The following is a 20,791-nucleotide window of genomic DNA, read 5'->3' on the forward strand; positions in this document are numbered from 1 at the left end:
TTGCCATCATACAGTTATACCGCAATCAGCCGCCGCGGAAAGCGGGTCAAGGAATCCGTGGAGGCCGCCTCTCTGGAGACCGCAAAGAACTCCCTTCGGGGGGCCGGCTATACCATTCTAGACATCAAAGAGCAGAACGCCCTCAACCGGGACATTGAACTGCCCTTTCTGGGAAATCCCACCGCGAAGGACATGGCTATCTTCTGCCGGCAGTTTGTCTCCATCCTCCGGGCGGGTGTGCCCATCTCCACTGTGCTGTCCATGCTGGGACAGCAGACGGAGAACAAGAAGCTGACCGCCGCCATCCGGGAGATGCAGGCCGACATTGAAAAGGGCGACACCCTGGCCGGGGCCATGCGCAAGCACAAAAAGATCTTCTCCAACATGCTGGTGAACATGGTAGCCGCTGGCGAGGAATCCGGAAATCTGGAGGACTCTTTCCACCAGATGGAGCTCTACTTTGAAAAGGCCAAGCGGACCAAGGGCGCGGTGATCCGGGCCATGATCTACCCCTGCATCCTGCTGATTGTGATGATCGTGGTGCTGATTGTGATGATGACGCGGATCATCCCCATGTTCCTGCAGACCTTTGTGGATATGAATATCGAGCTCCCCTTCCTGACCCAGTGTGTCATGGCCGTCAGCAACTGGTTCGTGGATTGGTGGTGGCTGCTGACCATTATCCTTGTGGCGCTGGTTGCGGGCGGTATCTTGTTCAACCGGACGCTGAGAGGGCGGCACTTTTTCGGGCTGATTGCCCGGAAAGCGCCGGTGTTCGGCCGCCTGACCGTCCGCTCTGCCTGCGCCACCTTCTGCCGGACGCTGTCCCTGCTTCTGGCCTCCGGCCTGACCCTGACGGAGAGCCTGGACCTGGCGGCCAGCAACATGGGCAACATCTACTTCGAAGAGGCGGCGCGCACGGTGCGCACCTTAGTCTCAGAGGGCTGGCCTCTGGCCTCCGCCCTGCAGGAGACCCGCCTGTTCCCGCCCATGGTGACCAATCTGGCCGGAATCGGGGAAGAAACCGGCGACCTGCAGGAGATGCTGGGCAAGGTGGCGGACTACTATGACGAGGAGGTGGAGGACGCCACCCAGCGCCTGCTGGCCATGATGGAGCCCGTGATCATCCTGTTTATGGCCGTCTTTGTGGTGATCATCGTCCTGTCCATCTTCCTGCCCATGCTGAATATGACCCAGGCCTATGACCAGTACCTGTAAGCTGGATGAAACCCGGTATCTCCGGCGCCGGGGGGCCGGACGGCAGGATAGGCTGCCGCCCGGCTGCACGGCGTTGCGGATATAAATACACAGACGAGATATCTTTAAGGAGTGATTTTTCATGGAACGCATGAAGAAACTCAGAGAGAAGCTGGCGGAGAAGGCCGGCTTTACCCTGGTGGAATTGATCGTGGTCATCGCCATCCTGGGCATTCTGGCCGCTATTGCTGTGCCTACATATACCGGATACATTTCCCGTGCTCGTCAGGCGAACGACCTTCAAGTTTTGAGTTCTGTGGCCACCGCTGTGGTTGGAGTCAAAGCAGCTGATGGAACAGAGGTGACCACTATTCAGGTTTCCCTTACAAGAGATTCTAACGGTGCAGGGAAAGCCGCCGTAATTAGCTATAATGGTACCGTTTCGGGTACTTCCTACTCTGGTGGGACTGCTTTGGCAGACGCTGATTTGGAGGATGTGACGGACCTTCTGGGCTACACAACTCTTTCGAGCGACTTGGCTGCAGATTTCAGCAATCAGACCGATTGGACAGTTGCTATTATGTCGGGCGGTGAGTGGACCCTCTCCACTCCCTGATCCTGATTTGTCTACAACGCCCTAAGTACGTAAAACATATTCCCCTGGGCCTATCCCCAGGGGAACACCTTAAACATCCCGACAGGAGGTATGTCCCATGCTGCAAGCGCTTTGCCTGACGTTTCTGACCCTGCTGGGCCTGTGCGTGGGCAGCTTCTGCAACGTCCTCATCTACCGCATCCCCAAGGGAGAGGAATTTGTCCGCACCCACTCTCACTGCATGACCTGTGGGCATGTGCTGGCGTGGTACGAGCTGATACCCTTGGTGAGCTGGCTGGTCCAGAAAGGGAAATGCCGCTCCTGCGGGGCTAGTCTCTCCCCTCAGTATCCCATTGTGGAGGGGATGAACGGCGGCATGTGGCTGCTCACTGGTATTCTGTTCTGGGGCGATGTTCTCCATACGGTCCTGTACTGTGCACTTTTTTCCCTGCTTCTGGTGCTGTCGGTCATTGACTGGCGCACCTTTGAGATCCCCAACGGATTGAATCTGGCGATTCTGGTTCTTGGGGCCGTCCAGCTTGCCGCCGATTGGGGGAACTGGCCGGTCTATCTGATTGGCATGTGCTCGGTCAGCCTGCTGTTTCTGGCCCTGTGGTGGCTGACCAAGGGGGCGGGCCTCGGAATGGGCGATATCAAACTGATGGCGGCGGCGGGCCTGCTTCTGGGCTGGCCGCGTATTTTGCTGTCTATGGTGGCTGGCAGTGTGGCGGGGGCGGTGATTCACCTGATCCGTATGCGGCACGGCGCCGGGCGCAAGCTGGCCTTCGGTCCCTATCTGGCGGCGGGCATCTGGTTTTCCGCCCTGTTTGGACAGCCGCTGATCGCGGCCTATCTGAACCTGCTGGGACTGTGATATGAGAGAAAAAACAAAATTGAGAGCTTGTGAAAATGGAAGAGCCATTCGTGCTCACAGCGGACGGCTGTTCCATTTTCATTATCTCGGAAGGAGAACGGCATGAAAAAGAGAATTTCCGGGCGCGCGTTTGTAATCCTGCTAGAGCGGGAGGAAATCCGAATCGCACAGATGAACTTGGGCGCGTCTGCACCCCAGATCCAGGAGACCATAGTGCTCCCCACTCCGGAAGGAGCGGTGGAGGACGGCTTTATTCTGCAGGCGGAGCCTCTGCGGGACTGCCTGCGAAGCGCACTGACTGCGCCGGAGCTGAAGCGGACGCGGAAAGTGGTGTTCAGCCTGTGCTCCACCCAAGTGCTCTCGGTGGTGACAACAATACCGGCTGTGGCGGACCGCCAGGTGGAAAAGCTGGTAAACGCGAACATGGACATCTATTTTCCCGTGGACGTGAAGGACTATCATCTGGTCTGGACCCCCATAGGCGTGGAAACGGATGAAAACGGGACAGAAGTCCGAAGCGTCCAGCTCTGGGCGGTCCCCAACGCCCTGCTGGTTCGTTATTATCACCTGGCGAATGAGCTTGGCTTCTCCGTGGAGGCCATAGATTACTGCGGCAACAGTTTCGTCAGCATGGTGGGAGCCTCTTTTGCAGATGCGGCTTCAGCCAGACAGCCGGTTATGAAGCGGCTTGCCCTACCAAAGCTCTCCACAGGAAAAAAGAAAGCTGGGCGGCGGCTGCAGAGCCGGAACCGCAGGGGCAATGAGGCGGAGCGTGTAGAAATCGCGGCCGCAACCGCGGTGCTGGAGCCCCCCGAACCAGATGGCGGGGATACGATGCTCTACCTGTTGGCCGAGCCGGACTTTCTTCTGATGACCTTCGTGCGGGATGGTCAGGTGAAGCTCCAGCGCATGATCCAACAGGGCGGAGCGTTTTCAGAAGAGTTGAGCGAAATTCAGATGGCCATGGAATTTTACGACTCCATGGCGGACAACCGGTACAGAAGCGTACAAGCGTTCCTCTATGGTTCGCTGGCCAACAACCCCGAATACGTCCAGCAGATGGAGTTCGCCGTGGGGACCTCCATCCAGATTTGGGACGGCCAGCCGGGCCCGGAGTGGTGCCTGTGCCTGGGCGCGTCCAAAGCGAAGCTGGATTTTGGCGTCCCCGCCATGAACCAGCCCAGAAGCTCTATCATCGCTTCCCAAGCGCTTCAGTACGGCCTAGTTTTGGGCGGCGGCCTTCTGCTGGCCGGTTCCTTGGTCCTGACCTTCGGATCGCGTGCGGTCTGGGACTCCACCATCAGCGGTCTGGAAGCAAATCGGGACTCCCTCCAGCTCCAAGCCGCTCAGGGCGCGGGCAACGCACAGCGGTATTACGACTATGAAACCGCCTACAACAATTACAGCAGTGATTGGGATACCCTCTTCAATTCCCTGCGCACCTATAACGATAACTTGGTGCTCATTCTGGATGAGCTGGAAACACTTCTGCCCTCTACTACCAGCGTCACGGAAATCGGGATTGCGGAAGAGGGGCTCGCGCTCCAGCTGGCCTGCCAGAGCAAAGAAGAGGCGGCCTATGTGATTTTGACCCTGCGCTACAACCTGCAATATGGCTCGCTGAATTCCGTTTCCGACCTCACCGTGGGGCCCGGCGTGTCCGCCCTCTCTGTGCTTCCCTCGCTTGCGGCACAAACCGGAGCCGGTACAGCAGACGGTCAGGATCAGGCCAACGCAGACAGTAATTCTGAGGCCGGTACAACTGAAGAAACAACCGAAGCGCCTCCTACGGAAGGAAGCCAGTATGACCTAGCCTCCCTTCTTGAAATCATGCAGCAGGCCATGCAGGGATCCGGCTCGACAGATTACATGACTATCCTCGCCTATGCGCTGGAAAACGGCCTGATCACCGAGGGCGACCTGCGCTCTGCCATTGAGAACCTGACGCCGGAACAGCTGGCTGCGTTGGAGTCTGTTTACGGTGTCAATACGGATACAACCTACACCTTGGATGAATTGCTGGAGACTGCAACCCTGGCACAGCGGGAGGCCGCTCTGCGGACCATGCTGACAGAGGATCCCATGGCGGTGTATTTGTTCGCGGAAGTCTTCCAGGAGGATATGCAGCGCCCGGCAGGAACGGAGATCTTGTTTGCCATAATCTATGACGATTTGTGGAGCAATTCGGATACATTTATGAATTTGATGAATGGCGACTTAGAAGCTGTTCAGGAGGCCGTCCCAACCATGTTGGACATCCTCACCAAGAATGAAGAAACCGTCTCCGCCACAGAAGAGCTGATTCAGACAAATCAGAGCCTGTCCGAAAAGCTCGCCTACTACTTGGCATTGGAAATGGGGCTGGATCCCAATCCCTCCACCTCACCGGGCACCGGCGAAGAAACGGGTAATACCGGTACAGGCGGTAATACCGGATCCGGCAATGCTGGAAATATCGATGTGGGCCAAATCATTGACGACATTATAAATGGTACGGTGCCAACGGATGATGAAGCTCTGAACGATGCGCTCAGTTCGCTTGCTCCTGATCTGGAGGACAGCGGCCTGACCATGGAGGACATTCTCCAGATGATACAGGACAGCCAGGGCAATGGCGGATCTTCCATCGGCGACATCATCGGGAATATCGGCGGAAACGGCGATATTTTCTCCCCTGATACCGGCGATCCGGGAGCAGGGACGGAGCCTGCGGATACCCGCACCTATGTGACCGTGACGATTGGATACAATGAGGAACTCCGCCTGGCGGAGCTGGATCGCAGGGGCCTTACCTATGAGGGCAAGATCGGACGCTTGGAGGTAGAGGAATGAGAACCTTAGTCAAATACTGGAGAGCCGTTCTGGCCATTGTCTTGGTTATGGCGGCGATTCCCGTGTTCTTTATTGGTTATCTGTCCGGCCAGGAGAATTTCAATTCTGAGAGCAACTCCCTGAATATGGAGATCCGCACGCTTCAGACCACGATAGCGGAGAATACCCGGTACGCAGACGTACAGGATGAGATCGTGGACGCCACTGCCGATATTGAGGCCAGCCGCCGGGCACTGTATCAGCATTTTCCCGTAACTCTGTTGGAAGAGGACCAGATTATGTATGTCCTATACCTGGAAAACCTCTTCGGGACGGAAATCAATTTCAGCTTTGGAAGCACAGCTCCCATCGGGATGTTGAGCGATGGGGCTACCTTGGGAGGTTTAACCCTGACGGTCAATTATGAAACGACCTATCAGGGCTTTAAGGATATGATCGAGTATCTGTCCACGGACTCCCGCATTACATCCATCCAATACTGCACACTAAACTATGACGATGCCAGTGACACTGCTACCGGAACCCTGACGCTTTTGCTTTATGTCATGAATTCCGACCTGCTGGACGGGTATCAGCCCCCGGTTATTACGGAACCGGACACCGGCAAGCCGAACCTGTTTGATTGAGGATATGGCTATGAAACGAGAGAACAAAAAACAGACCGCGGGCTTCTCACTGATTGAGGTCGTTGTGGCTATAGCGATCCTTGGGATGGTGACCATTCCATTGGGCGGCGGGCTTGTTCTCTCCCATCGGCTCAATGCCCGGAGTGAACAGATGATCCAGGCTAGGCTTGACGTTTCCAATGTGGTGGAGGCCCTCATGGCGGAGGGAATCGCGGCAGAGGAAAGGGAAAACTATACCAGCCGTTTCTCTGGCGTAACTGTGACAGTAAACGACCCTGAGACAGGTGAAGAAGCCTATCGGGTGACCGTGACCAGCAGGTCCGTGGATACCGTATCTGTGGAGACCTATATCCGGCCAGCGTCCGCGGGCGCGTCAGGAACTGGAGGCGAGTCGGGATGAAAAAGAATTCGGGCGGATATGTGCTGGTTTACGTCCTCATTGTGATTGTGCTCCTCTCTCTGCTGGCTCTCGGGGTTTGCTCCATCGCTCTGCGGAACCTTCAGACCCAGCAGGCATCCGTGGAGCAGATGCAGGAACGCTACGAAGTGGAAGGTAACATGGAGCGCTTTGTGGCAAAGCTGCAGGAACTTCAGGTTGAAGATTCGATTTACTACAGTGCCGAGGACACTGCTCATTCTGAGGCCCGTAGCCGCTTTTGGACGGAAGTTCGGGGGATGGCTAATGGTATCGTGACGCTTCAGGGAGACGCCCCCGCATGGGAGGTTGATGATTCCTGCAAATTGACTGTGCAGGCGGTCTTGGGCGATCAAGTCCTGACAGCAGTGCTGGATGTCTCCGTATCCATCAGCATAACCCCGCAATGGATACCGACACCAACTGAGGATAACCCTGATGACGGCCACTACGAGTATAGCTACTCGATTTCAAGTACCACATATACATATGACTCTTACGACATTTCCACCGGGAGCGCCGCAGGAGACGAAGGAGGCGAGGCTGCATGAAGAAGAAAAACGGCGGATTCACTCTCGTGGAACTGCTCGTGACCATGGCCTGCTCCACTCTGATTATGTTTGCCGCCATGACCTTCCTGCTGGTCTGTATGCGTTTGGATGTCTCGGCGCAGACCACAGCGTCTCAACAAGGAACTGCGCGTATCGTACTCTCGTTGCTGGAAGATGTAACAGGCACCGGCCAAGTGGAGCGCGTGGAGACAGTAGGCGATGACTGGATGCTGTTTGGCCAGAGCGGCGGCATCCTTCTGCAGTATTCCGCCAGTAATAACGCATTTCTCACCGGCGGCGGCGCCGTGCTGATGGACGGGATACAGGGCTCAGACGTGTCTCTGGACGGTTCGAAGCTCCTGACCGTATCCTTCCAAACAAACGAGGACCGGTATGAGACTTCTGTCTACTGCCGGACCTCCGTGGAAGCGGCAACCTACGGGGGGGAGAATGGCTCTTGGGTGGACGAGGCAAGAGACGAGCAGGATCCTTCCTTGGAAGAAACCTATGACGGCCGATATGCACTGCTGGAGATTCTGGCGGCTCAATATGGCAGCGAGGGTGAAATTAAAGGTGCCGAAGGTGGGCCACGATACTTTTCGGAGTGGTACATCGGCAGTTATGAGAACAATCCGGGCTGGAACAGGGATACGCCTTGGTGCGCCTGCTTCCTGTCTTGGGCGGTGGATCAGCTTAATTCCGATAATCCTAATACATTAGAGGAAGTGCCCAAGTTTTCCTCTGTGGATGATGGGGTAGAAAATTTCAAAAATGGCACATATGGCGGGTGGTTAGAAGCGGGTACAACCCCAGTCCCCGGCGACTTTATCTTTTTTGATTGGGATGAGGATGGTGACCCAGAACATGTGGGCGCCGTCTTCTTGGTGAGAGGCGGAAGAGTTTATACCATTGAGGGAAACAGCGGCGGCAAGGTAGCGGTCCACAGCTATGCTCTGGACGACCCGCAGATCATGGGCTATGGTCAGCTGAAGTGGAGCACAAATACAGCTGCAGAATGAGGCTGAAATAACAGTGCTTTGAAAGGTGAAGCTATCTCCCGGATTATTATTGAGGAATGCACATGAGTGATTTAGAACGGAGAAAGCTGTGGAGACGGGAGCTGTTCTGGACCAAGTGTATCTTGCTCACCATCCACATTACGGTGTGCTTGATATGGATATGGGGGAGCTGGTCATATGACCTGTTTTACGCACAGCAAATCGAGCCTGGGCCACGTCCGCGGGCACGCTATTATCGTGTGTTTTTTTGGCGAAGCAGATTATTTCAAATTGCGATGATGCTTCTGTTTTTTCTCCCCCTTCGAAAAAAAGGGCAGAGCATTTGGAGCTATCAAAGTATAGGTATGTCCCTAAAACGTGTATTTTTACTGCTGCCCGTAGCTGTTTCAGCTGTTCTCCTTTTTAACGGCAGTATACGAGGACTTGTTGAACCATTGGCACTACATGGTTATCGAGTATCTATCGTATTGGGAACTTTTATCATTGCCTTAATCGCGCGAGGCGTGGTTGCGCTTCTTTTTAAGCTGAAGATGTTCCCATACCTTGATTTTCCTATTAGGCTATCCGGCATATACGCCGTGCTGAGTGCTTTGATTTTGGTAGGGGCGGTTGCCGTTTCGTCATTTTTGGAAGAATTAGCAGAAACGATTCCAAACTTTATCTACCATTAACCTGCCAAGCGTTGAAGGAGGCTTTGGCCATGACCCGTACAAAAAACAAAGGCCGGATTTCTCGCGGCAAGCCCGGCTTGTTCCGATCTTCCCCCGGTTTTGCCACGGTGGTTCCCATGCTGATTTTGGCGGCATTCTGCCTGCTGGTGATTGTGGTTTGTCTGGTGCGTGTTGCCGTGTCCCTATAACGGCAGGCTTGCCATCCGGCGGATCCGGCGCAGGGGCGGCTTCTGCTTGATCTTTCTTCGGGGCTTTGCCTCGTGAAAGATATCCTTTCTCTCTGTTGCTGGACGTCTCTGGGCCAGAGCCCGGAGCGTCCAGCCATGGGCCTCATTTTCACATGGGGCTCATGGCTGGGCGAATCAAATTGATGCTGAAGCGTAAATTGCACGGTTAGATGTCTGAACTGGCGATAGGAGACAAAATCCGAACTGGAGGTGAGCGTGATGCGGGAGAGTTTGGAGCACTATTGCAGGCGAACAGAGATGGAATATCTTTTGCGGGAGTGGGACTATGGGCGGAATGGGAGCCTGACGCCGGCCACCGTCAGCTATGGAAGCCATCACAAGGTTTGGTGGCAGTGCCGGAAGGGCCACAGCTGGCAGGCGCTGGTAACCACCCGGACGAATAACCACAGCGGCTGCCCGTTTTGCGCGGGCGTCCAGCCTTATCCGGGCGAAACCGATCTTGCGGCCTGCTATCCAGAGGTGGCGGCACAGTGGCACCCCACGAAGAATGGGACGCTCACACCGGAGCAGGTGCTTCCGGGCAGCCACCGCATGGTCTGGTGGATCTGTCCGGAGGGCCATGAGTGGAAAGCCGTCATCAAGTCCAGGGTGTCCGGATGCGGCTGTCCTGTCTGCGCAAACCGTGTCAACCAGCCGGGGGAAAACGACCTGGCCTCCCTTTACCCGGATGTGGCGGCCCAATGGCACCCCACAAAAAACGGGACATTAACGCCAAAGGACGTGGTAGCCGGTTCTCATCTGCGTGTCTGGTGGCGCTGTGAGCAGGGACACGAATGGAGAGCCCAGATCTACTCCCGCACCAAGGGCGGCGTTGGGTGCCCGTTCTGCGCGGGACGCAGGGTGGTGGTTGGCGTAAACGATTTGGAGACTTTGGCGCCGGAGATCGCCGCTCAGTGGAATTATGAGAAAAATGGGCTGCTCGATCCCACGGAGCTCACCCGATACTCCAACCGCATTGTCTGGTGGCGGTGTGAAAAGGGCCATGAGTGGAAAGCCCCCGTTTCCGCCAGAACCGAGCGCCTGATCGGGTGCCCCTACTGTGCGGGGAGGCGGGTGCTGGCAGGCTTTAACGACCTGGCGACCGTTCACCCGGAGATTGCGGCCCAGTGGTATCAGCCGCTCAACGGAACCCTCACTCCGCAGATGGTGACTTCAGGGAGCAAAAAGAAGGTGTGGTGGGAGTGCGCTTACGGACATGTCTGGAAAGCGGTGATCTCATCCCGCACGGGACGCCGAAAATGCGGTTGTCCCATATGCGCGGGCCGAGTCAAGAGCGCCCACAACATAAACCTCCCGCTGAAACCGGAACCTTTTGGTAGAAATACGGGGGCGGCCAACTGCTCTGTTCTCGGCCCTGCCGGGCGGGAGAAGCCGCAGACAAATCCTCCCCCGGCGGCCTGTCCACCAAAACGCCGGGCAGGAAATGGACAGGAGACGAAAGTCAATTAAATCCTTGGGGGCCTGATATCGTCCATGAACCGAAAAAAGCACGATCCTTTTTTGATTTTCCTGATTGTCGTCACTTATCTGTGCAATATTTTTGACCTCTGGTACACCCTTGTCGCACTGGATTTTGTGCCGGCGGCGCAGGAGGTCAACCCCTTTGTCAATTACCTACTGGGGGAACACACCCTGCTGGTAGTTTTATATAAATACGCCGTACTGCCTCTTGGCCTGTACCTGCTGTACCGGTTCCGGCACAAGCGGATTGCGGTTTTGGGAATTTACCTGTGCGCGCTGTGCTTCATCGGTACGGTGGTATATCAGCTTCTGATGATGCCCCTGCACTGGTGGTAGCGCAGCAGAGGAAAGGAGATGAAAGCGCCGCATGACTGTAGATAGTCTCATTGATTTATCTCTGTTGGATTTTCTGGCGTACAAGATACGGCGGGTGGTGGAGCGGACGCCGGCTGAAGCGTTTTCCATGAAGAACTGGATGGACGCCATACAGTACATAACAGGGAGCTGTCCTCTGCTCCCGCTGGAATTTCGTGAGGAAGCAAAACAAATTCTGCTGGAAAGGCTTGATGTGACATGCAGGTAGACAGGGAACGGATTTTATGCGTCCCTCACGAGGTGCTGGACGCCATGTACATCTCAGAAGACACGATTCCCCGCAATGGCGGGGTCTGGCCGGAGTACGCCGGCACCATGCTGGTCTGCGTGGATGGGAAGGAGCGCGGCCTGATCTCCGGCCGACTGCACAATTACTGCTTTCGCGAGGCGGCGGAGTTCGCCAGTCTGGACCAGCTCCTGTTCGCCATCGAGGACTTCCTGGAGCGGATCGGCACACCGGAGCGGGACACGGCCCTTCGCCGGAAGCTCTGCACGGTGCAGTATAAGCGGAAGGGCCCGCAGGGAGAAACGGTCCGGCCCAGAGGCAGGCGGATGCCCTACCATACCCCGGAGGATTTTCACGTAAAGGGCGGCGCGCTGGCCAGCTTCTATCTCCGGATCTATGGCAGGCGGCACTCCAGCATGCAGGGGGTGATCGGCAGGGCGGCAGGCCAAGCCAGCCTGACCCCGTTCCGCAGCGAGATGGAGCTGATGACCCTGATCCGCGGGGCGCTGGAAAACCATACGGATGCGGGACGTCCGCCGCCGGTTGGAGCAGCAGCCGGAAGTTCCGAAGAGAAATAACAGCCATTGGCTGATACGATATAGATTCCGCCCAAAGGGCACAGGAACACTGCAGCAAACAGGCTGAATGTTGGAGAGGATGCTTTATTGTTAGAATTTTGCAGAAAAATAACAAAAACTGGTTGAAACGCCAAAATAGGAGGACTATACTATGGAAAAGACAGTAAAAAAACGGAAATGTACAGGAGGCTTCACCCTAGTGGAGCTCATTGTGGTCATCGCAATTCTGGCCATTCTGGCCGGCGTGGGCACGGTGGCCTATACCGGCTATATCAAGGCCGCCAATAAGGGTGTGGACAAACAGCTGATTGGCGATCTGATCTATGCGTCCACATTGGCCGATTACGCAAACCCTGGACTGTTTGAAAACAGTGTTGGGATGATCATTCTGTCCACCGATGGAAATCCGCAGGTGATGGGAAGTACCGATTCCGGAAAATTCCAATCTGCGCTCGAAGACAGCATGGGCGATCTCGACGCGTTGAGTCTGTCGTACAGCGGTTGGGGGCTGTCCGTTGACAACTTGTCTGCCCGGTTAGAAGAGATTACGGAAACATTCCAAAATGCTGGATTGTATAACGAAGAGACAGGAAAACTCGTCCCCATTGGCTATGCGGATGTAGCCGAAGAATATTGGGGTTACATGGAGGAGGTCGTCACAGGCGCTTTGGGAAGCACGGATATTCCCGAGGAAAACTTTGAGACTCTGATGGTGCTGACCTCCTATGTAGTGGCAGATCAGTCGAATGCCAGCTCTATGGGAACCGCCTGGACGAATAGTGCAAATAGTGACCAAACTGATATGGGAACGATACTCGGACAGCTGACGCAGACACAATATTCCAACAGTACCGTGGCATCGGCGAGAGTGTTTGCCAGCGAGGGTGCCGCATATGCCAGAAACATGGCCTTTGCCAGATATCTGGAAAAAAATGCGAGCTATGATGGCGTGGAAGAAGACATCGCAGCCCTCAAAGATGTGATGAATGCGAAAAACTTGACAACCCTGAGCACGGATGAGAGTTATAGAAACGCCCTGAGTACATATCTGAACACGCCCGTGAGCGGTACGCACTCTCAGGCGTACGTGGACGGCGCGGCATTTTACGCCTTTATGGACAGCCTGAATAATCAGTACGGCGGAGATAATATTAGCTTTCCTGAAAATACAAGTGAGGTTCCGACGATTGACAACATGCCGGACAATTTCTGGGAAGACGGAGCCAGCTATGTGAAGTGGGCGGCCGGCCTTGGCACAGGTCAGGACAGCGTTAAGGACATGCAAGCGGCGCTGATGAACGCATCTGGCAATGCTGTTATCATCTATGCGGATAAGACCAGCGGTACTCTGCAATTTACAGTCAGCCCAGCCGATGCCAATCCGCAGGACGGCGAGGAAGACAAAGTGGAGGTGGAAGTTGAAACCCCAACAGAAGCTATTACCGTGACAATAACCGAAGACAGCATTACAGTTAATCCTACGGAAATTAAAACAACAAAAGGAGATAGGCTCAATTACACTCGGAGTGCGCCCGCGGGTTGGACCTTTGGGACTTGTACCGTCACAAACTCTAATGAAGATGTGTTCTCTGTAACATTCACTAAGACCCGGGGTGTGCTTTTGGCCGTGGAACAGCTAGTGTCCACCACCAACACAGAGTATAGTCCAATAGGAACAGCAACACTTACGGTCACTATGACAAACATTACTACAGGCGCGGAAAAAACTCTGACCACGACAATTAGTCTGAAGGCGCTCAACTAAACTGCTTGGAAAACAGCTTAAATAAAGGAGGGGATATAACAGAAGGTAACGGCAAACCGACCAAATTGTTTACTGGCAAAGGGGGAGCAAAGCAGAAAACATGATTCACCCATATACCAAACTTTAGGAGGAATTACGATGTTAAAGAAATTTACTTCCGTACTCATGGCGACCCTTCTGGTCATGTCCTTGACGGTAATGGCAGCTTCAGCGAGCGAAACCGTTATGGATGAGGAGACCGCCGTAGCTACCGTTACATATGTGATGGATGGTACTACCTATACCGATTCGTATGCGACTTTGGAAGAAGCGTTGGAGAATGCCTATGAGGACGATACGGTAAAACTGGTGGCCCAGAACTACACGATGACATCTTCTGCCACGGTTCCGTCCAAAGTGACGCTTATTATTCCGACTGCTGCGGATGCCAACGATACGATTACCGGGAATAATGTCAGCGGCGCAGTTGCCTCTGGTACCGCCTACGCCACCTTGACCATTCCGGAAAATGTATCTCTGACTGTCAACGGCACTTTGTTGGTGGCGGGCAATCAGCAGGGCAGCGTGCCCCAGACCGGCTGTCTCACCGGGAACTACGGGAAGATGGTCGTAGACGGTGCGGTCACGCTGAACTCCGGCGCGAATCTGCACGCCCGGGGCGAGGTCTCCGGCGCCGGCACCATTACCGCCAAGAGCGGCTCCAATGTCTACCAGTTGTTCCAGATCAACGACTGGCGCGGCGGTACGGCCACCAGCAGCATCTACAGCAGCGTGTTCCCCTTCAACCTGTACAATGTGGATAACATCACCGCCAAGACTGTGTACGAGTACGGCTCCCATATGTATGGCCGCTACTATGTGGTCTACACCTTCCTGGGGAGCAGAATCGAGACAAACGAAGCGGCCATGGTTCTGGGCGCCGCCAACGATACGGGCAGCCTGTTTCGGATGACCAGCTCTGACGCCAGCGTTGTGGTGGAGAACGCCACCGATGTGACCCTGTATGGCAACGTCTCCACGGGCCCCCTGACCATCATCTTCAACACCATTTTTGGCCGGGTCAATCTGACCACGGAAAACATGACCTGCCCCATCTACAACATGAATGTTGTTGTGGAGAATGGCGGCAGCCTCACGATTACGGACTCCCTGAAGTTCCTGCCCGGCGCTTCCCTGAGCGTTTCCAGCGGCGGAGAGCTGGCGGTTGCCAGCGGTAAGTCGGCTTACTTCTACGCTGTGGACGATTACAGCAGCGACTACTATTGGCAGAACCGCGCCTCCGTGGGCGACACGGACGCGGCGCTGAACGCCACTCTGGGCTCCTCTGTTTCCGGCGTCATTGCCAGCAGCGATGATACCATGAGCAATATCACCATCGCCGGTATTTCTCCCACCGCTACCGGAACGGATATCGTGAAGGAGGCCACTCAGTCCAATACGAGCACCACGATTGTGGATGTCACCTTCTATACCTACACCGCTACTGCGGCTTCCGCCGAGTAAACATCGACTTGGACGCTCCGGGCTTCGCCCGGAGCGTCCGGCCATGGGCCCCGCTTCCTGGGGGACCCGTGGCCGGGCGGTTCATCCGGTATGTGGGCGCAGGGATAGAAGCGGCAAATGGATTCTCATAACCCAATATTTTACAGAAAAAGGAGCGACCCACATGATTGTCGATACAGAGAATTTGATTTCCATAACAGAGGCCAATCAAAATTTTTCCAGGGTAGCCCGGCTGGTGGACGAGCGCGGCTCCGCCGTGATCCTGAAAAACAACGTGCCGCGCTACCTGATTACGGACCTGCAAAGTGCGGAGGCAGCCCGCGGCGGCGAGGCGCTGGAAGTCTCCATCCACATCACAGGCAAAGGGCGCGGCTGGTAAGACCGGGGAATCAGCACATGAAAAACGAATCACAGAAACGCATTTTATATCTCTTGGAATATCTGTATCAGGAGACAGACGAGGATCATCCCGTCTCCGCCCAGGATATCATCGCCCATTGGCGAAGGAAGGGGATCGAGGCGGGCCGCAAGAGCGTCTATGGGGACATCGCCGCCCTGACGGAAGCGGGTGTGGATATCCTCTGTGACAAGAGCACCCAGAACCGCTATGCCATCGGGAACCGCCTGTTTGAGCTCCCGGAGCTGAAGCTGCTGGCAAACGCGGTGGAGTCCTCCCGGTTCATCACCGAAAAAAAGAGCGCCGCCCTGATTCAAAAGCTGGGCCAGCTCACCAGCCGGGCCCAAGCGGACCAGCTGAACCGCCCCATCTATATGGACGGGACGGCAAAGCCCAAAAATGAGACCATCTATTACAGCGTGGACGCCATCCAGACCGCAATTCAGGAGCACCGGCAGATTATCTTCCAGTATTATGAGTACACGCCCAAGAAGGAGAAGATCCTCAAGCACGGCGGCTTCCGATACAAATTCAGCCCCTACGCCCTGATCTGGGACCGGGACTTTTATTACGCCGTGGGCTGGTCCGAGAAGCACGGGAAGCTGGGCCAGTTCCGGGTGGACCGCATGGCCGGCGTAGAGCGGACGGACGAGCCCGCCGTACCCCAGGGCGATTTTGCTCCGGCGGCCTATGTACAGAAGGTGTTCGGCATGTACCCGGATGACCTTCAGACGGTGGAGCTCCTCAGCGAGAACAGCATGATGCGCAGCGTGGTGGACCGCTTTGGGGAATCCGTACATACCGAACCGGCAGACGGCGGGCACTTCCGCGCCATCGTGGAGGTGGCCCCCAGCCCGCCCTTCTTCGCCTGGGTCTTTACCTTCGGCGGGAAAATCCGAATCACCGGTCCGGAGAACGTGCTGGATGAAATGCGGGAAATGGCAGCGTGGCTGCAATAAAAATCCGGGAGGTGTTCCCAAATGGGGACACCTCCTTTTCTGCGCCTTGATAATAGAACAAATGTACGGTATAATGCGGGTAACTGTTCTCAGAAAAGAGAACAAAAGAAACGGGGTGAATTTATGGAGTGGACCTTTGGCAGTTTTATACGGGAACGGCGGAAGGAAAAGGGGCTTTCGCTTCGGGAACAGGCCGCGCGGCTCGGGCTCTCTGCCGTCTATATGAGCAACATCGAGACGGGCCGGCGGGCCGCCCCCACCCAGGAGTACCTGGACAGGATGGCGGCGGAGTTTGCACTGGACAAGGAGGAATATGAACAGTTTCTGGATCTGGCGGCGAAGTCGAAGCGCCAGCGGGTGTCCTCAGACCTGCCGGAGTACATCATGGAACGGGACATCGTCCGCGCCGCCCTGCGCACCGCGAAGGAGGTGGACGCTACGGACGAGGAATGGCAGGAGTTTATAGACCGCATTACCAGACGGGAACGAAAGTGAGGTGGGCGGAAGATGTCAAGGCTCTATTACAGTGAACAGACATTTGAAAGCATCGCCCGCCGTGTACTCACCGGTTATAACAGCAAACTCTATTATGGCCCTCCGGCCGCCATCCCGATTGAGAATCTGATCGAGGCCCACGGACTCACGCTGGAGTATCAGTATCTGCGCAAGAACGGACGTATCCTGGGCAAGACCATCTTTGACAGCGGGCTGGAGGCAATCTACGACATGGAGCGCCATGAATATACGCTGTTCCCGGTGCGGGCGGGGACGATTCTCATTGATGCTTCTCTCTGCGAGGAAGACGCCGGAACGGGCCGTTTTCGGTTTACCTGTGCCCATGAACTGGCCCACTGGATTTTGCACAAGAAGCTCTACTTGGGCACTGGGGAAAGCGCCGCTCTGGCAGCCGCTGCGGAGGAAACGGATATGGAGGTACAGGCCAACATGCTGGGCTCCGCCCTGCTTATGCCTATGGCGCAGGTGAAGCGGTGCTTTTACCGGCTTCGGGCAGGCCGGACGGCCAGCCAGATCGTTGCGGACATGGCGGAGGTCTTCCAGGTCTCCCGTCAGGCCATGCGCATCCGCCTGCAGGGGCATAACCTGCTTTGAATGGAAATATTTTTGGGCTTTTGTTCTCAAAAAAGAGAACACACGGAGGATAGAGAATGCCTATGAAAGAGAGAGACGCCCAGGCGGTGAGATGCCCCGTCTGCCACAAGGGCAGGGTCATTGACGCCGCATCGGGAACCGATATATCGAGAATCCAACTCTATGGACCGCGACAGGCGGCAAAAGCCGAGTGGTTCACAAAATGCCCCAAGTGCGGAGAGCAGATCGGGATCGCTTTCCGAACCAACTGAATCCCTGAGCAGCAGTGGACAGGAGGCGGGAACGCCCCTGGCCCTCCCTCAAACCAATCATACTTCGTCAAGCGCATCAGCCGTTCCCCGTTGTGTGGAACGCGCTCGGAGCCTTACAAGTAGCTTTTTAGCTATGCGTAAGGCTCCGTTTTTTTGTGTCTTTTCTGCCTAGCTAAAGGGCGGAAAGGATCAAAATGCAGGGTCGCCGCTGGCTTCCATATATATCCAAATACCCGTGAGCTCCAGTCTCAGACCGCGCTTCCCCAAAAATCTGAGATTGGAGATCAAAGAGATGAAAACGAAAAGTTCGGAATCTGCAACCAAACACACAGGCTACGACCTGTCCGCCTGCGGCGGGCGGATTCGTCAGCTTCGCAAGACCTATGGCTATACTCAGGAGGGGCTGGCAGATCTGCTGGGGATCGACCGCAGTTACCTGAGCCGAATTGAGGCTGGGACGAAGGGGTGCTCCGTAGACCTGTTCATTGCCTTGGCGGATGTGTTCCACACCTCGCTGGATCATTTGATTCTGGGTGCCGCCCCCCAGGAGGGAACGCTGAAGGACGAGGTACATGCCCTGATTGGGAAGCTGGTCCAGTTGGAGAAACAGCTCTGACGTGTCTAATTGTCACTGGAAAGTGTCCATTGCTCTCTAAAAAACCATCCCGCTTTGCGTTACACTGAATCTGCCAGCCGGGGAAGCCGGCGGCGGGTACTTTGATAACTTCATACCAGCAGTACGGATCACCACACGGACAGACGCACAGTGCGCGCCACGACCCGGAGGGGAGGCTGCCTCCTCTCCGGCGAGCGATCCAGCCTGTGCGAAACAGCCCCGGCAAGGCTGTTTTTCATCCCCTGGGTTGAAAGCAGTAAAGGCCCACGGAATGTGCCCGTGAAGGTCCGCCAATCCTTGTCCGTGCTGTTCCCAACCTCATCGGGGGGCGAGCTGCAAATACGATGGGGAACAGAAAAATACTTATAAGGGGAATTTACGGATGATGACCATTGAAAACAGGCAAACAGCCCATAACGAGATTGACCATATTTTTCAGGACCTGCTCCCGGTCCACGGCATGACCGTGCGCCGGGAGCAGATCGCCCTGAGCCACCGCATGCTGGACGCCATGCTGGACAAACGGATTGCCCTGTGCGATGCGGGAACAGGGATCGGAAAGACTTACGCATACTTGGTGGCCGGAACAGTATTCCTTCGCTTCCGTGCCAGCAGCGGCCAGCCCTTCCGCCCCATCCTCATTTCTACTTCCAGTATTGCGCTTCAGAACGCAGTACGGGACGAATATGTCCCCCTGCTGTCTGGCATTCTGGTTGACGATGGCTTGGCCGATAAGCCGCTTCACGCGGTGGTGCGGAAGGGCAAATCACACTATGTCTGTGACCAACGGCTGATCCGGCGCCTGCAGCGGGTGGACTTGGAAAAGAAGAATCCGAAAGCAGCAGAGGCCCTGCTCTCCCTCCGGGATCATCTGGACATGGATATGGCGGAGCACCTCAGTGGCTATGACCGGGAACGGGTCCAGGTGCCTCAAGTCTGTGACTGCGGGCGGGAGGATTGCCGGTACCTGTGCTTCCAGCAGGTATGCGATACGGACCGCTATCTGTTTCAAATCTGCAATCACAACCTGCTGTTGGCGGATGCCATTCACCGGAGCATTGGCCGGAGGCCCCTCCTGCCAGAGTACAGTGTGCTGATCATGGACGAGGCACACAAACTGCCGGAGGCAGCACGCCAGATGTTTGGCATCACGCTCACGGGAGAGGACTTACGTGCGCTCATCCGTGCGCTTCGGGGGGAACAATACCTGCTTGCGGCGGAGACACTGGCAGAGGCAGCGGGGCCGTTGCTGCGGGAGCTGTCCCGGCCCTGGAACGGGGATCAGCCTTTTTCTCATTTCGCAAGCCTGCTGAAAAGACCGCACACAGCGCTGGAAATTATCCGGCGTCAGTTGAGGACCCTTCTATCGCGGGATACTCGGCGCCGGCTGGATCGGTTATCAGGCAAGGTTGACCTGTTCCTACAGGAGCAACCGGACCGAATCTTTTATACGACAGAAGATGATCAGGGCGGCGCTATGCTGTGCGCTACCATCTCCGACCTGACAGCCCAGCTTCGCCAGGCCCTCTGGCGCCAAGAAAAACCAATGATTCTGGCATCTGGCACCCTTGCGATAGGGGATGACTTCCGGAGGTTTAAGGAGGAAACTGGCCTCTTGACGGACAGCCGGATACAGGAATCCGTTGCCCGCTCTCCGTTCGCATACAACAAAAACTGCCTGCTGTATATTCCTCGCTGCCCGCCCCTGCAAAGCAACGGACAGTATTACGAAAACCTGACGGCAGAGATCGCAACCCTGTTGGAAGCGGCCCAGGGCCACGCACTGGTGCTGTTCAATTCCTATGCCGCCATGTCCGCTGTGCGCGAATTGCTTCGGAGGCGGGGCCTGCCCTATCCGCTGTATACTCTGGGCAGAAATGCAGTACACACGGTCAGACAGTTTCGGAGCAGGCCGGGCAGTGTACTGCTGGCCACCGGAGCGGCCTGGGAGGGCTTCGACTTCCCTGGGGACTGCGTATCCCTGCTGGTGATCCCCAAGCTTCCCTTTCCCATCCCGGACGCGCTGAAGGAGAAGGAACGGGAACAGTACCCCACCTTCCATTCTTTCCTGCGAACCGTGGTGGTGCCGGAAATGCAGATAAGGTTAAAGCAGGGCTTTGGCCGGGCGATCCGTCTGGAGACCGACACCTGCGTGGTGGCCATTCTGGATGAACGGGCCAGCCAAGGCCGCCGGTACTATGGGGACGTGAAAAACGCCCTGCCGGAGATACCGGTTACAGACAGCATCCAGGAGGTGACACGCTTCATCCGGGAAGTTAAGACAGAGCGCTACTTCCGGGAGGCGGCGGCATGATTCAGGCAAAGAATGAGCTGCAGTACAGGCTGACGGTAGAATTGCTGGAACGGCTGGCGGAGAGCGGTTACCTGTCCGATGCAGAGCTGGCGGTTGCCAAACAGCTGGCGGTCCAAAAATACCGCCCCCAAGCTGTTTGGGAATAGCGCTGGATATTCCCGCGAAGTTGTGGTAATTTCGGTGTTGACGAAAAAGATAAAAGGAGTGG

Annotated in this window: 24 protein-coding genes; all 24 read left to right on the forward strand. The window is 55.9% G+C overall.

Annotated elements, in window-relative coordinates:
- Nucleotides 1-1,218, forward strand: a complete 1,218-nt coding sequence (locus E0E41_RS04735) for a type II secretion system F family protein (protein ID WP_130868950.1) — start codon at nt 1-3, stop codon at nt 1,216-1,218.
- Nucleotides 1,219-1,339: 121 nt separating this feature from the next.
- A complete protein-coding gene (locus tag E0E41_RS19095; protein WP_278045177.1) occupies nt 1,340-1,813 on the forward strand; it encodes a type IV pilin protein in 474 nt (157 codons plus the stop codon).
- A gap of 97 nt (nt 1,814-1,910) precedes the next feature.
- Nucleotides 1,911-2,666 (forward strand): prepilin peptidase, encoded by a 756-nt coding sequence (locus E0E41_RS04745; RefSeq protein ID WP_130868951.1) that lies wholly within the window; start codon nt 1,911-1,913, stop codon nt 2,664-2,666.
- Between the two features lie 102 nt (nt 2,667-2,768).
- Nucleotides 2,769-5,498 carry a type IV pilus biogenesis protein PilM gene (pilM, locus tag E0E41_RS04750; protein ID WP_130868952.1) on the forward strand — a complete coding sequence of 910 codons (2,730 nt, stop codon included), beginning with the start codon at nt 2,769-2,771 and terminating at the stop codon, nt 5,496-5,498.
- Nucleotides 5,495-6,124 (forward strand): hypothetical protein, encoded by a 630-nt coding sequence (locus tag E0E41_RS04755; protein WP_130868953.1) that lies wholly within the window; start codon nt 5,495-5,497, stop codon nt 6,122-6,124. Before pilM ends, E0E41_RS04755 begins: the two co-directional genes overlap by 4 nt.
- A 10-nt stretch (nt 6,125-6,134) precedes the next feature.
- Nucleotides 6,135-6,524 carry a type IV pilus modification PilV family protein gene (locus E0E41_RS04760; RefSeq protein WP_165450500.1) on the forward strand — a complete coding sequence of 130 codons (390 nt, stop codon included), beginning with the start codon at nt 6,135-6,137 and terminating at the stop codon, nt 6,522-6,524.
- Nucleotides 6,521-7,090, forward strand: a complete 570-nt coding sequence (locus E0E41_RS04765) for a hypothetical protein (protein WP_130868955.1) — start codon at nt 6,521-6,523, stop codon at nt 7,088-7,090. Before E0E41_RS04760 ends, E0E41_RS04765 begins: the two co-directional genes overlap by 4 nt.
- A complete protein-coding gene (locus E0E41_RS04770; protein WP_130870769.1) occupies nt 7,087-8,109 on the forward strand; it encodes a CHAP domain-containing protein in 1,023 nt (340 codons plus the stop codon). The genes E0E41_RS04765 and E0E41_RS04770 overlap by 4 nt, the downstream gene beginning before the upstream one ends.
- Nucleotides 8,110-8,171: 62 nt before the next feature.
- A complete protein-coding gene (locus E0E41_RS04775) occupies nt 8,172-8,780 on the forward strand; it encodes a hypothetical protein (RefSeq protein WP_130868956.1) in 609 nt (202 codons plus the stop codon).
- Between the two features lie 29 nt (nt 8,781-8,809).
- On the forward strand, nt 8,810-8,968 hold the full coding sequence (locus E0E41_RS18455; RefSeq protein ID WP_165450501.1) for a hypothetical protein: 159 nt from the start codon (nt 8,810-8,812) through the stop codon (nt 8,966-8,968).
- A gap of 258 nt (nt 8,969-9,226) precedes the next feature.
- Entirely contained in the window at nt 9,227-10,477 is a 1,251-nt protein-coding gene (locus E0E41_RS04780) for a zinc-ribbon domain-containing protein (protein WP_130868957.1), read from the forward strand.
- 24 nt (nt 10,478-10,501) lie between these two features.
- Nucleotides 10,502-10,825, forward strand: coding sequence for a DUF5658 family protein (locus E0E41_RS04785; RefSeq protein ID WP_130868958.1), 324 nt, complete (start codon nt 10,502-10,504; stop codon nt 10,823-10,825).
- Nucleotides 10,826-10,856: 31 nt separating this feature from the next.
- Entirely contained in the window at nt 10,857-11,072 is a 216-nt protein-coding gene (locus tag E0E41_RS04790; protein ID WP_130868959.1) for a hypothetical protein, read from the forward strand.
- A gap of 44 nt (nt 11,073-11,116) precedes the next feature.
- Nucleotides 11,117-11,668 (forward strand): hypothetical protein, encoded by a 552-nt coding sequence (locus E0E41_RS04795; protein ID WP_130868960.1) that lies wholly within the window; start codon nt 11,117-11,119, stop codon nt 11,666-11,668.
- Between the two features lie 151 nt (nt 11,669-11,819).
- A complete protein-coding gene (locus E0E41_RS04800; RefSeq protein ID WP_130868961.1) occupies nt 11,820-13,433 on the forward strand; it encodes a pilus assembly FimT family protein in 1,614 nt (537 codons plus the stop codon).
- 138 nt (nt 13,434-13,571) lie between these two features.
- Entirely contained in the window at nt 13,572-14,936 is a 1,365-nt protein-coding gene (locus tag E0E41_RS04805) for a hypothetical protein (RefSeq protein ID WP_130868962.1), read from the forward strand.
- A gap of 163 nt (nt 14,937-15,099) precedes the next feature.
- Complete coding sequence (locus tag E0E41_RS18855; RefSeq protein ID WP_242623696.1) at nt 15,100-15,315, forward strand: type II toxin-antitoxin system Phd/YefM family antitoxin; 216 nt, start codon at nt 15,100-15,102, stop codon at nt 15,313-15,315.
- 17 nt (nt 15,316-15,332) lie between these two features.
- Nucleotides 15,333-16,292, forward strand: coding sequence for a helix-turn-helix transcriptional regulator (locus E0E41_RS04815; RefSeq protein WP_130868963.1), 960 nt, complete (start codon nt 15,333-15,335; stop codon nt 16,290-16,292).
- Between the two features lie 123 nt (nt 16,293-16,415).
- A complete protein-coding gene (locus E0E41_RS04820; protein WP_130868964.1) occupies nt 16,416-16,787 on the forward strand; it encodes a helix-turn-helix domain-containing protein in 372 nt (123 codons plus the stop codon).
- 12 nt (nt 16,788-16,799) lie between these two features.
- Nucleotides 16,800-17,402: an ImmA/IrrE family metallo-endopeptidase gene (locus E0E41_RS04825; protein WP_130868965.1), complete on the forward strand. Its 603-nt coding sequence runs from the start codon at nt 16,800-16,802 to the stop codon at nt 17,400-17,402.
- A 56-nt stretch (nt 17,403-17,458) separates the two neighbouring features.
- Nucleotides 17,459-17,653 (forward strand): hypothetical protein, encoded by a 195-nt coding sequence (locus E0E41_RS04830; protein WP_242623697.1) that lies wholly within the window; start codon nt 17,459-17,461, stop codon nt 17,651-17,653.
- Nucleotides 17,654-17,945: 292 nt separating this feature from the next.
- Nucleotides 17,946-18,269, forward strand: a complete 324-nt coding sequence (locus E0E41_RS04835; protein WP_130868966.1) for a helix-turn-helix domain-containing protein — start codon at nt 17,946-17,948, stop codon at nt 18,267-18,269.
- 382 nt (nt 18,270-18,651) lie between these two features.
- Entirely contained in the window at nt 18,652-20,583 is a 1,932-nt protein-coding gene (locus tag E0E41_RS04840; RefSeq protein WP_130868967.1) for an ATP-dependent DNA helicase, read from the forward strand.
- Nucleotides 20,580-20,729 carry an SHOCT domain-containing protein gene (locus E0E41_RS18460; protein WP_165450476.1) on the forward strand — a complete coding sequence of 50 codons (150 nt, stop codon included), beginning with the start codon at nt 20,580-20,582 and terminating at the stop codon, nt 20,727-20,729. The genes E0E41_RS04840 and E0E41_RS18460 overlap by 4 nt, the downstream gene beginning before the upstream one ends.
- Nucleotides 20,730-20,791: the final 62 nt, after the last annotated feature.

The organism is Intestinimonas massiliensis (ex Afouda et al. 2020), assembly GCF_900626285.1.
Taxonomy (GTDB): Bacteria; Bacillota; Clostridia; order Oscillospirales; family Oscillospiraceae; genus Flavonifractor; species Flavonifractor massiliensis_A.